This is a genomic window from Geodermatophilus sp. SYSU D01176, from assembly GCF_054050015.1.
In genome coordinates this window covers 1-15,549 of the sequence record NZ_JBJGYN010000079.1, presented here as the reverse complement: position 1 = coordinate 15,549, position 15,549 = coordinate 1, and the positions used below count along the sequence as shown (strand labels likewise).

Annotated in this window: 12 protein-coding genes; 6 read left to right on the top strand and 6 right to left on the bottom strand. The window is 74.8% G+C overall.

Annotated elements, in window-relative coordinates; all coding sequences use genetic code 11:
• Positions 1-115 precede the first annotated feature (115 nt).
• Complete coding sequence (locus ACI78Z_RS23820) at positions 116-952, bottom strand: hypothetical protein (protein ID WP_457039015.1); 837 nt, start codon at positions 950-952, stop codon at positions 116-118.
• Between the two features lie 172 nt (positions 953-1,124).
• A complete protein-coding gene (locus ACI78Z_RS23815) occupies positions 1,125-1,361 on the bottom strand; it encodes a WhiB family transcriptional regulator (protein ID WP_457039016.1) in 237 nt (78 codons plus the stop codon).
• A 342-nt stretch (positions 1,362-1,703) separates the two neighbouring features.
• On the opposite strand from ACI78Z_RS23815, the gene cofD reads away from it, so the two are divergent.
• The 3 genes from cofD to rfbA are packed head-to-tail and all read left to right on the top strand — an operon-like array spanning position 1,704 to position 4,614.
• Positions 1,704-2,663, top strand: a complete 960-nt coding sequence (gene cofD / locus ACI78Z_RS23810; RefSeq protein ID WP_457039014.1) for a 2-phospho-L-lactate transferase — start codon at positions 1,704-1,706, stop codon at positions 2,661-2,663.
• On the top strand, positions 2,660-3,712 hold the full coding sequence (locus tag ACI78Z_RS23805; protein WP_457039013.1) for a coenzyme F420-0:L-glutamate ligase: 1,053 nt from the start codon (positions 2,660-2,662) through the stop codon (positions 3,710-3,712). Before cofD ends, ACI78Z_RS23805 begins: the two co-directional genes overlap by 4 nt.
• A 29-nt stretch (positions 3,713-3,741) precedes the next feature.
• On the top strand, positions 3,742-4,614 hold the full coding sequence (gene rfbA, locus ACI78Z_RS23800) for a glucose-1-phosphate thymidylyltransferase RfbA (RefSeq protein ID WP_457039012.1): 873 nt from the start codon (positions 3,742-3,744) through the stop codon (positions 4,612-4,614).
• Positions 4,615-4,723: 109 nt separating this feature from the next.
• Here the strand turns inward: rfbA and ACI78Z_RS23795 are convergent, their stop codons facing one another.
• Genes ACI78Z_RS23795 through ACI78Z_RS23780 form a run of 4 tightly spaced genes read right to left on the bottom strand, consistent with a single transcriptional unit; the run spans position 4,724 to position 9,916 of the window.
• Positions 4,724-7,072, bottom strand: a complete 2,349-nt coding sequence (locus ACI78Z_RS23795; RefSeq protein WP_457039011.1) for a DNA-3-methyladenine glycosylase family protein — start codon at positions 7,070-7,072, stop codon at positions 4,724-4,726.
• Positions 7,073-7,091: 19 nt separating this feature from the next.
• Positions 7,092-7,862, bottom strand: a complete 771-nt coding sequence (locus ACI78Z_RS23790) for an SDR family NAD(P)-dependent oxidoreductase (RefSeq protein ID WP_457039010.1) — start codon at positions 7,860-7,862, stop codon at positions 7,092-7,094.
• Between the two features lie 22 nt (positions 7,863-7,884).
• Positions 7,885-8,982: a mannose-1-phosphate guanylyltransferase gene (locus tag ACI78Z_RS23785; RefSeq protein WP_457039009.1), complete on the bottom strand. Its 1,098-nt coding sequence runs from the start codon at positions 8,980-8,982 to the stop codon at positions 7,885-7,887.
• Position 8,983: 1 nt separating this feature from the next.
• Positions 8,984-9,916, bottom strand: coding sequence for a glycosyltransferase family 2 protein (locus ACI78Z_RS23780; RefSeq protein ID WP_457039008.1), 933 nt, complete (start codon positions 9,914-9,916; stop codon positions 8,984-8,986).
• 169 nt (positions 9,917-10,085) lie between these two features.
• On the opposite strand from ACI78Z_RS23780, the gene glf reads away from it, so the two are divergent.
• From glf to ACI78Z_RS23765, 3 genes are all read left to right on the top strand, one after another.
• The gene (gene glf / locus ACI78Z_RS23775; protein WP_457039007.1) at positions 10,086-11,273 is read left to right on the top strand and encodes a UDP-galactopyranose mutase; all 1,188 of its coding nucleotides are present in this window, start codon (positions 10,086-10,088) and stop codon (positions 11,271-11,273) included.
• A gap of 302 nt (positions 11,274-11,575) precedes the next feature.
• A complete protein-coding gene (locus tag ACI78Z_RS23770; RefSeq protein ID WP_457039006.1) occupies positions 11,576-14,206 on the top strand; it encodes a hypothetical protein in 2,631 nt (876 codons plus the stop codon).
• Positions 14,203-15,315, top strand: coding sequence for a hypothetical protein (locus tag ACI78Z_RS23765; protein WP_457039005.1), 1,113 nt, complete (start codon positions 14,203-14,205; stop codon positions 15,313-15,315). The genes ACI78Z_RS23770 and ACI78Z_RS23765 overlap by 4 nt, the downstream gene beginning before the upstream one ends.
• Positions 15,316-15,549 lie beyond the last annotated feature (234 nt).

Here is a 15,549-nt window from a genome sequence, read left to right as displayed (position 1 = left end):
GCGCCACCGCCCCCCCCGTGAGCGACTACGACCCGCTCCTCAACGTCGTCCGCTACGCCGGCTGACCCCGCCCGGCGATCGCCGCGGAGATCGCCGGGAGGGGCGCCGGCCGGTGTCACCGCCGGGGGAGCAGTGCCGCCGGGCCGCCGCCGCGCAGGGTGAGCGACACCAGCGGCGCGCCCAGCTCGGTGCGCAGTCCGCCCACGTCGGACGCGCCCCACCACGGGCGCCGGTCCGGGCCGTCGACGAGGGTGAGCAGGCCGGCGCGCAGCCGCTCGCCGTCGGCCACCGTCGCGAGCTCCACCTGCCCGATCGACGCGTGCAGCCGGGCGCAGACGCGCAGCGCCTCGCGGGCCCGGTGGTCGGGCTCGCGGGCCAGCAGCGCGGGCAGCCGGCGCTCCAGCCCGGCGGGGTCGCGGGTGCGGTGCACCGGGCCGACATCGTCGAGGGCGTCGACCAGACGGGCGCTGCGGGCGTTGGCGAAGGCGGCCTCGGGCCGCAGCCGGCCGATCGCCCGCAGCGTGGGGTCGCCCATCGGCAGGCCGGCCAGCCGCAGCGTCCAGGGCCGGCGGACCCGGTCCAGCAGGCCCAGCACGCCGGCGGCCAGCCGCTCGGCCGCGGCGTCGTCCCGGGCGGGGAGGCGGGCCGGGGCCCCGCCGGCGGGCACGGGCAGCCCGTCGCCGAGCAGGGTGGCGGTGAGGCGCGGGCCGCCGCGCAGGACCAGGGTCGCGAGCGCCTGGGGCGTCCCCGTGCCCCCGGGTGCGTCGACCACGATCGCGACCGGCCGAGGAGCGGAGAGACGGCCGGTGCCGTGCAGCGCCAGCGCGGCGGTCAGCCACGGTGCGCGGGCGGTGACGGGCGCGCGCAGTTCCGCGAGCAGCGGGCCGGCCGCGCGGAGCTCGCGGACCACGCCGGCCCGGCCGGGGACGACACGGGCGCTCAGGGTGTCCACGCCCCGAACGACACCACAGCCGCCGACGGGGGCCGTCGGCGGCTGTGGGGACAGCTCGGAGCTGGTGTCACACGGCGCTGTGTGCGGCCCCGTCCAGGGGCCTGCTGGAACGGCCACCCTCCAGGGGCCCCCGCCCGGACCTGCGAGGCGTGGGGAGGAGGGTGGTCCTCTCTCAGCCGGCGCGGCGGCGCAGGCGGCGGCGCTCACGCTCGGAGAGCCCGCCCCAGATGCCGAAGCGCTCGTCGTTGGCCAGCGCGTACTCGAGGCACTCGGCCTTGACCTCGCAGCCGGTGCAGATCTTCTTGGCCTCCCGGGTCGAGCCGCCCTTCTCGGGGAAGAACGCCTCGGGGTCGGTCTCGGCGCAGAGAGCCCGCTCCTGCCACGACTGGACGTCGGCCTCCAGGCCCATGCTCCACAGGCCGGCGAAGCCCTGCCCGGAGCCCACCGGGCCGCGGTCGGCGTTGCGTTCCGACGCGTTCACGTAGTCGCTCAACCACGAGACCTCTGCCATGACGTTGCGTCCCCTCTCGCTGCCGTCCCGATGTGCGTTCCACGGGACGTTCCCGGGCCGCTCGGCACTCGTTGACACCGCGGGAATTACACGCGTGTCGTTGTGGGGCCGTCAACTCAGCCCGGTGTAAGCGCCACGCCACACCGGCCCCATCCGTCACACGCGTTCGTCACTTCTCGCTGCACACCCCGACACGCCCGGCGAACAGTGGACAAGTGCCCATCGGGCACGATGACTTTCGTGCACATCGTCGTCCTCGCCGGAGGGGTCGGCGGGGCCCGGTTCCTGGCCGGCCTCCGCGCGGCCGCGCCCGGGGTGCGGCTCACCGCCGTCGTGAACACCGGGGACGACGTGACGATGCACGGGCTGCGGATCTGCCCCGACCTCGACACCGTCATGTACACCCTCGGCGGCGGCATCGACCCCGAGCGCGGGTGGGGCCGGGCCGGCGAGAGCTGGACGGTCAAGGAGGAGCTGGCCGCCTACGGGGCCGAGCCGACCTGGTTCGGCCTGGGCGACCGCGACCTGGCCACCCACCTGGTGCGCACCCGGATGCTCGACGCGGGCTACCCGCTGTCCCAGGTGACCGCGGCCCTCGCCGACCGCTGGCGGCCCGGCGTCGACCTGCTGCCGATGAGCGACCAGCGGGTGGAGACCCACGTCGTGGTGGCCGACCCCGGGACCGGGCGGCAGCAGGCCGTCCACTTCCAGGAGTGGTGGGTGCGGCACCGCGCCGAGCCCGAGCCGCGCGCCTTCGTCCAGGTGGGCGTGGACGCCGCGACGCCGGCACCGGGCGTGGCCGAGGCGTTCGCCGACGCCGACGCGGTGCTGCTCGCGCCCTCGAACCCGGTGGTGTCGGTGGGCACGATCCTCGGCGTCCCCGGGCTGCGGCAGGCGCTGCTGGCGACGCCGGGCCGGATCGTGGGGGTCTCGCCGATCGTCGCGGGCGGCGTGGTGCGCGGGATGGCCGACCGCTGCCTGCCGGCCGTCGGCGTGGCGGTCAGCGCCGAGGGCGTGGGGCGGCACTACGGCGCCCGGTCCGCCGGCGGGCTGCTCGACGCCTGGCTGGTGCACACCGGCGACCACGCCGACGTCCCGGGTGTCGACGTCCGCGCCGTGCCGCTGCTGATGTCCTCCCCCGAGGCGACCGCGGCGATGGCCCGGGCCGCGCTGGACGCCGCCGCAGAAGGGCCCCGGTGACCGAGCCGGCCGGGATCTCGGTCCACCCGGTCGCCGGCCTGCCGGAGTTCTCCCCCGGCGACGACCTCGCCGCCGCGATCGCCGGTGCCGCTCCCTGGCTGGCCGACGGCGACGTCGTCGTGGTCACCTCCAAGGTGGTGTCCAAGGTCGAGGGCCGGCTGGTGCCGGTCGCGCCGGGCGAGGACCGGGAGGCGGCCCGGCAGCGGGCGATCGACGCCGAGACCGTGCGGGTGGTGGCCCGGCGCGGCCCGCTGAAGATCGTCGAGACGCCGCAGGGCTGGGTGGTCGCCGCGGCCGGCATCGACGCCTCCAACGTGTCCGGCGACGCGCTCGTGCTGCTGCCCGAGGACGCCGACGCCTCCGCCCGCGCCCTCCGCGACCGGCTGCGCGAGCTGCTCGGGGTCGAGGTCGCGGTCATCGTCAGTGACACCTTCGGCCGCACCTGGCGGGACGGGCTGACCGACGTCGCCGTCGGGTCGGCCGGCATCCCCGCGCTGGTCGACCTCCGCGGCGCGGTCGACGCCCACGGCCACCGGCTGGAGACCACCCAGATCGCCCTCGTCGACGAGCTGGCGGCCGCCGCCGACCTGGTGAAGGGCAAGCTGGCGGGCATCCCGGTGGCCGTCGTCCGCGGCCTGCCGTTCACCCCGCCGGCCGAGGACGCCGGCACCCGGCCGCTGGTCCGCCTCGGCCCGGGGGACCTGTTCCCCTACGGCAGCCGCGACCTGGTGGCCACCCGGGAGCCCGGCCGGGACCTCCTCCCCCGCCCCGGCGAGCTGGACGCGGTGGCGGCGGCGTTCCGGGTGGCGACGGCGGCGCTCCCGGAGTTCCCGGTCGTCCTGCGCTACGGCGGCGAGGGCGACGGCGTGGTCGACGTCCACCTGCCGGAGCGCGCCACCACGACCGCCGCGCTCAACCTGGGGGCGCTGCTCGGCGTGGTCGTCGTGCAGCTGCACGCCGAGGGCTGGACGACCCGCTGGGAGCCGGTGGGCACGCCGGGCGGGAGCTCACTCGTCGGGAGGTTGTGGCTCGGGTCCCCGGCGTCCTGAGCGGGTTCCCGCCGGTAGCGTCGCCGGCCATGCGGGGGATCATCCTGGCCGGGGGCACCGGCAGCCGCCTGTTCCCGATCACGCAGGCGGTCAGCAAGCAGCTGATGCCGGTCTACGACAAGCCGATGGTCTACTACCCGCTCTCCACGCTGATGATGGCCGGCGTCCGCGAGGTGCTGGTGATCACGACCCCCGGCGACCAGGCCGCGTTCCGCGCGCTGCTGGGCGACGGCGCCCGGCTGGGCATGCGCATCGAGTACGCCGTCCAGCCACAGCCCGAGGGGCTGGCCCAGGCCTTCCTCATCGGCGCGGAGTTCGTCGGCGACTCCTCGGTGGCCCTGGTGCTCGGCGACAACATCTTCTACGGCGCGGGCCTGGGCACCGCGCTGGGCCGGCTGCCCGACCCCGACGGCGGGCACGTCTTCGCCTACCACGTGGCCAATCCGCAGGAGTACGGCGTCGTCGAGTTCGACTCCGACCGCCGCGTGCTCTCCATCGAGGAGAAGCCGGCGGCGCCCAAGAGCTCCTACGCCGTCCCGGGGCTGTACTTCTACGAGTCCTCGGTGGTGGACGTGGCCCGGAGCATCCGGCCCAGCGCCCGCGGCGAGCTGGAGATCACCGCGGTCAACGAGCACTACCTGCACCAGGGCCGGCTCACCGTCACCGTGCTGGACCGCGGCACCGCGTGGCTGGACACCGGCACCTTCGCCTCGCTGCGGCAGGCCACCGAGTTCGTGTCGGTGGTCGAGGAGCGGCAGGGCCTCAAGATCGGCTGCATCGAGGAGGTCGCCTGGCGGCAGGGCTGGCTGGACGACGACGGCCTGCGGCGCGCCGCCGAGCCGCTGGGCAAGAGCGGCTACGGCGACTACCTGCTGCGCCTGCTCGACGACCCGGTGGTCTAGCGGTTCTCCTGTATGGGCCCGCAGGCCCCGTCCGAGGCTCGCCCCGAGCCTGCGAGGGGTGAGGAAGACGGGGTCCTCCACCGAGCAGGTGGGGGCAGGAGGTCCTTCTTCAGATGCGGCGGTAGTCGCTCGGGGCGTTGCGCGGACCCCGCTTGGGCGGGCGGCTGCCGCCGATGCCCAGCAGCCGGACGACGCGCTGTCGCTGCCCGCGCCAGGGCTCGAGCAGCTCCATCATCCCGTCGTCGTCGGTCTTCCGTCCGGCCAGCGACCAGCCGACCAAGTTCTTCAGGTGGTAGTCGCCGTAGCTGACCGTGTCGGGGCAGCCGAACACCCGCTGCACCACCTCGGCCGCCGTCCAGACGCCGATGCCCGGCACCGTCCGCAGCCGGCGCTGCAGGTCGGGGCAGTCCACGGCCTCCTCCGGCTCCAGCCGGGCGGCCACGCCCGCCACCGCCCGCAGCGCCCGGCGGCGGGCGCCGTCCAGGCCGCAGCGGTGCCACTCCCAGTCGGTCACCGCCAGCACCCGCTGCGGGGTGGGCGGCACGCGCATCCCCTCGGGAGCCGGGCCCGGCGCCGGCTCGCCGGCCAGCCGCAGCAGCGCCCGCCACACGCGGTGGGCCTCGATGACGGTCACCTTCTGCTCGAGGACGGCGGGCACCAGCGCGTCCCAGGTGCGGCCGGTGCGCCCCAGCCGCAGCCAGGGCGACGCGCGGTGCACGCGGGTGAGGAGCGGGTGCCCGCCCGGGTCGAACTCCTCGGGCCGGTCCTCGGCGCCCAGCCACGCGGGCACCGTCGCCCCGGCGCGTTCGGCACCGGGTCCCCACGCCGTCACCCGCACCTCGCCGCCGCGGACGGTCAGGTGCACCGTCGCTGGGCCGTCGGGCGTGCTGACCGCCCGCCAGCAACCGTCGGCGTCGTGGCGCAGGGCGGGGTCGCCGGCGCTGCGCTGGTGCGGGAAGAGGGTGCGCCGGACGTCCAGCGGCCAGCCCGGTCGCCAGACGTCCTCGAACGGCGGCGCCTCGAGGGTGGTGCCGGTCAGGTGGTGCTCCCTGGGGAAGAGGGCTGGGGCGGTCGCTGGGGGGAGGGTATGCCCACGGGCCGCCGCCGTCCGCCCGTCCAGCAACAGGAGCACCACCGCGACGCTCACCCCGACCGCCGGCCAGTACACGAAGCGGTAGTCGTAGCCGGTGACGACCGGCAGGTAGGCCAGGACGTAGCCGGCCGAGGACAATCCCACGGCGAGGACGACCCCCGCGTGCCGGGCCGCCCGCCGCCGCAGCGCGAGGCCGGCCACGCCCAGGGCGGCGAGCAGCCAGGTCCAGGGCTCGAAGACGAACCCGGCGTGCCGGGCGGTGGCGACGACGGAGGACTCCAGCGCCCGCGACACCGGGTTGGGCTCGAACACGAGGCCGTGGCGGTTCTCGATGATCGTCGTCCACGACACCAGCCGCCCCTCCTCGGGCGGCGGGACGAGGAACTCGCCGAAGACCCGGAGGCGGAATCCGGCGTAGCGGAGCGGGCGCTCGGCGATCCCGTCCAGGTAGAGCCCCCGGAGCTCGTCGGCGTGCACCCGGAGGACCGGCGGGACCCTCCCCGTCCTGTTCGCGCACCGCCAGGTGTAGTTGACGTCGCGGGTGGACGGCGGGCACGTGGTCGCCATCGTGACGAGGTAACCGCGGAGCTGCGGATCGACGTCGGCCGACCGGAGCTCGCCCGACGAGTACAGGTGCAAGACGTCGTCGAGCTGGACGCTGGCGCCGGGGTGGGTCTCCTGCACGGGGCGGACGGCGCCGACGAGCAGGTTCGCCGTGAGGGCGCCGACGAGCGCCGTCCCCGCGAGCAGGACCCGGGTCTGGCGGGCCGCGCCGGGCCAGCTGAGCAGGAACAGCAGCGGGACGACCGCCGGGAGCGCGTTGTGGCGCACCGCACCGGCGTACGCGAGCAGCAGGACGACGGCGACCACCGCGGCCCGCCGCAGCCACACCCGGTCGGTGCCCCGACGGACGAACAGCAGGAGCACGACCGCCGCGAGCAGCGCGAAGGCGAGCTGGGCGTCCTTCCAGATGACCGCCGAGACGGCGGTGACGTGCGGCAGCACCCCGAGCAGCAACGGGAGCAGGGAGAGCCACCGGCGGCCGCTGTGGCGGCGGACGTACACCGCCAGCAGCGTCAGGCTCGCCCACAGCAGGCCCAGTTGCGCGACCAGCATGCTGCCGACGTCCCCGCCCGACAGCTCCAGCAGCAGCGACCACAGGACCGTCATCACCGGCGGGTGCCAGTCGGTGAGCGTCGACGGATGGAGCGCCTGGCCGAGCTGGACGACCGAGTCGAAGGAGAGGAACCCCGGGCGCAGCGGCAGCACGTCGAGCAGGAACAGCCCCGTGCCGAGGACGACGAGGGCCCCCGTCCAGGTACGCGACCGTCCGGAGCTCCCGCCGACGACCGCCTCGCCGCCCACCGCCGTCCCCCCGGTCAGGTCAGCGCGGCGCCATCCGCAGCGCGCCGTCCATCCGGATGACCTCGCCGTTGAGGTAGCCGTGCTCGACGACGTCGAGGGCCAGCTGCGCGAAGTCCTCAGGGCGGCCGAGCCGCTTGGGGAAGGGGATGCCGGCCGCCAGGGCCTGCCGGGCCTCCTCGGGCAGGCCGGCCAGCAGCGGGGTGTCGACCAGGCCCGGGGCGATGGTGCAGACGCGCACGCCGACGCTGGACAGGTCACGCGCCGCAGGCAGCGTCATCCCGACGATGCCGCCCTTGGACGCCGAGTACGCGACCTGCCCGATCTGGCCGTCGTAGGCCGCGATCGAGGCGGTGTTCACGACGACGCCGCGCTCGCCGTCGTCCTGCGGCTCGGTGGCGGCCATCGCGGCGGCGGCCAGCCGCAGCACGTTGAACGTGCCGACCAGGTTGACCATCACGGTGCGGACGAACGGGTCGAGGTCGTGCGGGACGTTGCCCTTGCCGACCGTGCGCTGGGCCCAGCCGATGCCGGCGCAGTTGACCGCGATGCGCAGCGGCCGGTCCTTGCCGGTCGCGTCCTCGATCGCCGCCTGCACCGAGTCGGCGTCGGTGACGTCGGTGCGCACGAAGGTGGTGTGCCCGCCGAGCTCGGCGGCGAGCTGCGCCCCCTTCTCCTCCTGCAGGTCGAGGACGGTCACGGCCGCGCCCCGCGCGACCAGGGCCCGGACGGTGGCCTCCCCGAGGCCGGAGGCCCCGCCGGAGACGACAGCGGCGACGTCGAAGTTCTCCACGTCCCGGAGGCTATCGGCGCGCTCAGCTGAACCGTGACCCGTGTCTCTCCTCGACGGCGGCGAGCAGCTGCTTGACCCGCTCGGCGTCGGCGACCGGGCAGACCATGGTGACGTCGGCGGTGTGGACGACGACGCTGTCGCGCAGCCCGACGAGGGCCACCAGGTGGTCGGGGTCGTCGCTGAAGACGATGTTGCCCGCGCTGTCGAGGGTGACCGCGAGCCCGGAGACGGCGTCCTCCCCCACCCGCGGCAGCGTCTGCGCCAGCGCCGGCCAGGAGCCCACGTCGAGCCAGTCGACGTCGAGGTCGGCCACGAGCACCCGGCCGGGCTCGGCCGCCGCCGGCTCCAGGACGGCGTAGTCGACGCTGATCCTCGGCAGCGTCGGGAAGACCTCGGCCAGGACGGCGTCCCGCTGCGGCCCGGCCGGGACGGCGACGACGCGCGCCAGCCCGTCGGCGGTCGCGGGCAGGTGCTCGGCCAGCGCCTCCAGGACCGTGACCGCCCGCCAGACGAACATGCCCGAGTTCCACAGGTACTCCCCCGAGGCGAGGTAGGCCTCGGCGGTGGCGCGGTCGGGCTTCTCCCGGAAGGACGCCGCCTCCCCGACCCCGGGCACCTCCGTCGGCGCGCCGCGCTGCACGTACCCGAAGCCGGTGGCCGGCGCGGTGGGCCGGATGCCGAGGGTGATCAGCGACCGGGGACGCGCGGCGAGGGCGTCGTAGGCGGTGGTCAGCGCCGCGGCGAACCGCTCGACCGGCCGGATGACGTGGTCGGCGCTGACCACGGCCAGCTCGGCGTCGGGGTCGGCGTCGGCCACCAGGGCGGCGGCCAGGCCGACGGCGTTGGCGGTGTCGCGGGCGACCGGCTCGAGCACCAGCCGGTCCGGGTGCAGTCCCGGGAGCGCGGCGCGCACCTGGTCGCCGTAGCGGGCGGCGGTGCAGACCCAGATGCGGTCGGTCGGCAGCACCGTCTCGAGCCGGGCGACGGCCTCGGCGAGGAGGCTGCGCGGGGCGCCGTCCCCGCCGGCGACGACGTCGATCAGCTGCTTGGGCCGCCCGCCGCGGGACAGCGGCCACAGCCGCGTCCCCGAGCCGCCGGCCATGACGACCGCGTGCCGCACGTCAGCCCCGCCCGCGCCGGCGCGCCGCCCGGCCCACGCCCTCGGCCCGGCGCTGGAAGCGGGCGCCGGCGGCCACCCGCCCGCTCACGTAGGAGACGAGCATCCGGCCGCCCAGCCCGGCCCGCAGGACCAGGCGCAGCGGGGCGTGCCGGCGCAGCGGGTACTGGCCGGATAGGTATCGCAGCGCGCTGGTGTGGTGCACCCGCTGCATCCGGTGCGGCTCGCGGCGGGTGGCGTGGCCGCCCTCGTGGGTCACCACGGCCGAGGGCGCGTAGACGTGCTGCCAACCGCGGCGGGTGAGCCGCTCGGCCAGGTCGACGTCCTCGAAGTACATGAAGTAGCCGGGGTCGAAGCCACCCACCGACCAGAAGGCCGCCACGTCCACCAGCAGGCAGGAGCCCGACAGCCACCCGGCGGGGCGCTCCCGGGGCTCCTCGCGCTCGCGGCGGTAGCGCGCCGTCCAGGGGTTGCCCGGCCAGGCCCAGCCGACCAGCGCGTGGCCGGCGCCGGTGGACAGCCGCGGCAGGTCGCGGGCCGAGGGGTAGAGCTCGCCCTCGGGCGTGCGGATCGCCGGGCCGACGGTGGCCGCGCGCGGCCACCGGGCCGCCACGGCCAGCAGCTCGTCGACCGAGCCGGGGTCGAAGCGGACGTCGGGGTTGGCGACGACGGCGTATCCCTCGGTCAGCCCGGCCATCCCGGCGTTGACCGCCGCGCCGTACCCGATGTTGCCGCCGGTGCGCAGCAGCCGGACGTGCGGATGGCGGGCCGCGGCGCGCTCGGGGGCGCCGTCGGTCGAGCCGTTGTCGGCGAGGACCACCTCGACCGGCCGCGTCGTGGCCGCGGCCAGCGACTCGACGAACCCCTCGAGGGCCTCGCCCGGCGAGTAGGTCACCGCGACCACGCGGAGGGTCCCGGCCCGTGGTGGTGCGCTCACGCGGGGAACCCTACGAGGCCCGCGACGGCGTCGCCGGGCCCACCCGGGAGACCGCCGGAGCGGGCCGCGTGGGGCCCCAGGGAACCGGTGTGACGAGGGGGACGGGCCCGTCACACCGGTCCCCGTCGGACCCGGGCCGGGGCCCGCCACGCCGGTACAGTCGCCAGGCGTGACTCAAGCCAGTCCTGATCTCGTCGTCGTCGGCTCCGGGTTCTTCGGCCTCACGGTCGCCGAGCGGGTGGCCACCCAGCTGGACAAGCGCGTGCTGGTCATCGACCGCCGCAGCCACATCGGGGGCAACGCCTACTCCGAGCCCGAGCCCGAGACCGGCATCGAGGTGCACGTCTACGGCGCCCACCTGTTCCACACGTCCAACGAGCGGGTCTGGCAGTACGTCAACCAGTTCACCGAGTTCACGAGCTACCAGCACCGCGTCTTCAGCATCTACCAGGACAAGACGTACTCGCTGCCGATCAACCTGGCCACGATCTGCCAGTACTTCGGCAAGAGCTTCTCCCCCGACGAGGCCCGCGCCCTCGTCGCCGAGCAGTCCGGCGAGATCGACACCGCCGAGGCCGCCAACCTCGAGGAGAAGGCGATCTCCCTGATCGGCCGCCCGCTGTACGAGGCCTTCATCCGCGGCTACACGAAGAAGCAGTGGCAGACCGACCCCACCGAGCTGCCCGCCGCGGTCATCGCGCGCCTCCCGGTGCGCTACACCTTCGACAACCGCTACTTCAACGACACCTACGAGGGTCTGCCGAAGGACGGCTACACCGCCTGGCTGCAGCGGATGGCCGACCACCCGAACATCGAGGTGCGGCTGGAGACCGACTACTTCGACGTCCGCGACCAGCTGCCCTCCGACGTCCCGACGGTCTTCACCGGCCCGATCGACAAGTACTTCGGCTACGAGGCCGGCGAACTCGGCTGGCGCACCCTGGACTTCGAGACCGAGGTCCTCCCGGTCGGTGACTTCCAGGGCACCTCGGTCATGAACTACGCCGACGAGGACGTGCCCTTCACCCGGATCCACGAGTTCCGGCACTTCCACCCCGAGCGCGACTACCCGACCGACAAGACCGTCGTCGTCCGCGAGTACTCCCGCTTCGCCGAGACCGGCGACGAGCCGTACTACCCGATCAACACCCCCGAGGACCGCGCCAAGCTGGAGCGCTACCGCGAGCTGGCCGCCAAGGAGGCCGCCGAGAAGCGGGTCCTGTTCGGTGGCCGCCTCGGCACCTACAAGTACCTCGACATGCACATGGCGATCGGCTCGGCGCTGACCATGTACGAGAACCGCATCCGCCCGTTCTTCGCCGAGGGTGGCGCCCTCGACGGCCGCCTGGAGGACTGAAGGAGGACCACGCTTCCCCCACGCCTCGTAAGAGGACCTCCCTGCCCCCCGCCACTCCCGCTCGACGGCGCGGTCCCACTCCGGTGGGGCCGCGCCATCGGCGTTCCGGGGTCCGCGAGGCCGGCCGTGGCCACCCTCATGGGACCGTTCCGTCACATCCAGCACAGTCGGCCCACGACCCACTCGCATAGGTGGCGCCCAGTGCGGAAACACCTACGCTGAGTTGCGAACAGGGGGCAGGTGCGCCCCGGCTCGTGGGGCGCCGTCCCCGACGCATGCGAACGAGAGAAACAGGTGCGGGGATGTCCTCAGTGCTCAAGAAGGTCCGCAACGCCGTCGTCGACAGGTCGTGCGCGACGCTGTGCCTTGACATCTTCGACACCATCCTGTGGCGTCGGGTGCCCCGTCCGTCGGACATGTTCCCCCTCCTCGGTGAGGAGCTCCGGCGCGACGGGCGCTGCCCCGCCTGGGTGAGCGACGCGGCCTTCCGGCACATGCGCATCAACGCCGAGATCGAGTCGCGGCGCGCAGGGCACGGCCCGGAGGTGTCCCTGTTCGACATCTGGCGCAAGATGCCACTCGAGGTCTTCGACGCCTCCCTCGAGGAGCTGGTCGCGGCCGAGCTCGACATCGAGCGCCAGTTCACCGTCGTCGACTTCGACATCGCCGAGCTGATCGCGACGGCGACCGAGCACGAGATCCCGATCGTGCTGGTCTCGGACACCTACTTCACCGAGGCGCAGCTGCGCCACCTGCTCGACCGCCCGGAGCTCGCGGCCCTGAAGGACGCGCGGCTGTTCCGGTCCCTCGAGTACGGGATGGACAAGGCCAGCGGCCTGTGGCGGGTCGTGCTCGACGAGCTCGCGCTGCGCCCCGAGCAGCTGTGGCACGTCGGCGACAACTGGCACGCCGACGTGGAGGCCCCCGGGGCCCTCGGCGTCCGCTGCCTCCACTACGAGCGGATCGACGCCCGCCTCGCCCCGGTCTTCGTGCGCGAGAAGGCGCCGCTGGACCTCTACGGCCCCATGGACCCGCTCCTGGACTCCGCTGAGGGCGACTTCGGGCTCACCAGCCTGCGCGCGAAGGCCGTGCGCAGGGAGCCGGAGGACCTGGCCCGGAACGTGTCGACGGCATGGCGCTACGGCGCGGGCGTGCTGGGTCCGGTGCTCACCGGGTTCGCCGAGTGGGTCGTGGAGCGCGCCGAGGCCGCGGGCACCCGCGTCCTCTGGTGCCCGATGCGCGAAGGCGAGCTGCTGTCCACCCTCATCAACGAGTCCGCGCGCGCCCGCGGCAGCAAGGTCGAGGCGCGGCCGCTGTGGCTGTCGCGGCACGTCACCTCCGTGGCCATGCTCGACCGGGTCGACCGCACCAGCCTGAGCGAGCTCGTCCGCCGCAGCTACAACCTCACCGTCGGCCAGCTGCTGGGCATCCTGCACCTGCGTCCCGGTGACGTGCCCGCCCTCGCCGGGGAGCTCCACACCGTCCTCAACGATGCCGGGCTGCTCGACCGCGTGGCCGCCGCGCTGACCGAGAGCCCGCACCTGCTCAACCAGATGACGGCCACCGTCACCCAGGCCCGCGAGCGGCTGATCAACGCCCTCACCCAGGCCGGGGCCCTCGACGACCCGGACCTCACCCTGGTCGACCTCGGGTGGGGCGGCACGATCCAGTACCAGCTCGCCCAGGTCCTGAAGATGGCCTGCCTGCCGGTGGTCCCCTCCGGCCTCTACCTGGCCACCGAGGACCGCGCCGCCAAGGTCTTCCTCGCCGGCCTGCGGGCCGAGGGATTCCTGGCGCAGGGCGGGCACCCCCGCGAGGTCGCGGCCACCGTGGCGCGCAGCCCCGAGGTCCTCGAGCAGGCCGTCAACGCGCTCTGCGGCTCCCTCGTCGACTTCACCGACAGCGGCGAGCCCGTCCTCGGCCCGGTGGTCGACTCGGCCGCGCAGAACGCGGAGCGCCGGTCGGTGCAGGAGGGCATCCTCACCTTCCAGGCCCTGCTGAACCGCTACGTCGAGGCCGACCGCGACTGGCCCTCCCTCGCCGGACCGGGGGCGGCCGAGCGGCTGGCGAGCGTCCTGGTCGCGGCGCTGCAGGACCCCACCAGCGAGGAGGCCGCGGTCTTCGGCAACTGGCGGCACGAGGACAACGCCGGCTCGACCGTCGTGACGAGCGTCATCCCCGAGGACCTGGCCGCCGCCATCGCCTACCTCTCCCCCAACGACCTCGACGACCTCCAGCTGCGGGACGCCTTCTGGCCCCGGCTGATCGCCGCCACCGACCGCCGGCTGGCCGCGCAGGTCGACGCGCTGCACCAGGGCCACGTCGACCGCGAGGTCTTCGAGCCGTCGGGCGAGCCGTTCGAGACCCGCCTGCGCTGGCGTGGTGACGCCGGCACCGTCCACCAGGGCCCGAACAAGCGGGTGCGGATCAACCACAACGGCCTGTCGTTCGCCCGCCTGAACGTCCGGGCCGACGGCATCAAGGACGTCGCCCTGTCGATCCCGGGGCGCCCGGCGATCGTCCGGGTGGACTGGATCGAGGCGCGGGTGATCAGTGACGGCAGCGAGCCGCACGTGCTGCGGTGGGACAGCCCCGAGGACATCGCCCAGCTGGTGCTGCACAAGTCGCGCTGGCTGGGGGGCACCCTGATCGAGTTCGACTGGGCCGACTCGGAGGTGTGGCTGCCGCTGGCCGACCGCATCGGCGGCGCGGCCAGCTCGGTGCAGATCTCGGTGGCCTTCGCGATGCTGCCGCGCTCCTCCTCCGGTCTCGAGCCGCACGTGCGCTCGGCCCCGACCGTCGTCCGCCTCGCGCACCGCGCGGTGGCCGACTACCAGCAGCGCGGCGTCGTCGGCCTCGCCCTGGGGCTGCGGAACGCCGGGGCCCGGCGGCTCACGGCGGACCGTCGTCCCACGCGGCAGCGCTCCTCGTGAGCCTGCGCCAACCCCGGCGGGTCCTGGTCTGCACCAACCAGCTCCGGGAGATCCGGGGCTCGGAGCTGGTGACCCTGGAACTCGTCGAGCACTTCCTGTCCCGGGGCGCGTCGGTCGACGTGGCGAACAACCTGTTCCTGCCACCGATGACCGCGGAGTTCGCCGCGCTCCCGGGACAGGACCGGCTCCACGTGGCCGGCGACCCCTACGAGGAGTTCCGCGGGCCGTACGACCTCATCTGGGTGCAGCACGGCGTCCTGCCGCCGAACCTGGTGTCCCAGCTGGCCGCCGGCGGGCTCTCCAGCGCGGTCGTGTGGCACCACATGTCGGCGCACGTCCACATGGAGCTGCCGATCATGGGCGACGTGGAGGTCGCGCTGGCGGACGTGACGACGGCGGTCTCGCAGGAGACCGCCGGACGCCTGGAGTCTTTCGGCATCCCGCGGCGCCGCATCGAGGTCTTCGACAACCCGGCACCCGACGTCTTCGCCGACGCGGCCCGGCGCCCGGCGGGGGCACGGCTCGAGCGTCTCCTCGTCGTCTCCAACCACCCCCCGGAGGAGGTGCTGGAGGCTGCGGAGCTCCTGCGGCGCGGCGGGGCCGTCCAGGTCGACGTCCTCGGTGAGGTCACGTCCGTCGCCCGGGTCACGCCGGAGCTCCTCGACCGCTACGACGCCGTGGTCAGCATCGGCAAGACGGTGCAGTACGCCCTCTCCATGGGGATCCCCTGCTACGTGTACGACCACTTCGGTGGGTGCGGTTGGCTGACCGCCGCCAACCTGGAGCACGAGCTCTGGTGGAACTTCTCCGGGCGGGCCACCCGCCGGGAGGCCGACGCGGCGACGATCGCTGCCGAGCTGGTCGCCGGGTTCGCCGCGGCCCAGGAGTTCTCCCGGGCGACGCGGGGCGCACACGCGGAGAGATGGCGCCTGTCGGCCCGGATCGACGGCCTCCTGCAGTCGCGTGCGGTGGCCCGCCCGGGGCGCAAGCGCCTGAGTGGGGCCCAGGCCGAGCGGCTGCTGGCCTTCAACGAGATGCACCGGGGGATGTACCGGACCCTGGAGTACTACAAGGACGAGCTGGCGAGGACCCGCGCAGGGGTCGCCTGACCCACTCACCCGCCCGCGCGGACGACGGACCGGGAGGCCGGGACCGTCGTCCGCGCGGGCGGTCTCACAGCGGTGTGCTGACTGGTCGACGCTCCATGCCGTCGCAGCGGCGGGGGGGGGGGGGGGGGGGGGGGGGGGGGGGGGGGGGGGGGGGGGGGGGGGGGGGGGGGGGGGGGGGGGGGGGGGGGGGGGGGGGGCGGCCCGCGGGCTGGCCGGGGGGGGGGGCGCGGGGGG

Coding starts and splice junctions, on each gene's coding strand:
- rfbA (WP_457039012.1), top strand. CDS start 3,742: ATGCGGGGGATCATCCTGGCCGGGGGCACCGGCAGCCGCCTGTTCCCG.
- ACI78Z_RS23770 (WP_457039006.1), top strand. CDS start 11,576: ATGTCCTCAGTGCTCAAGAAGGTCCGCAACGCCGTCGTCGACAGGTCG.
- ACI78Z_RS23815 (WP_457039016.1), bottom strand. CDS start 1,361: ATGGGCCTGGAGGCCGACGTCCAGTCGTGGCAGGAGCGGGCTCTCTGC.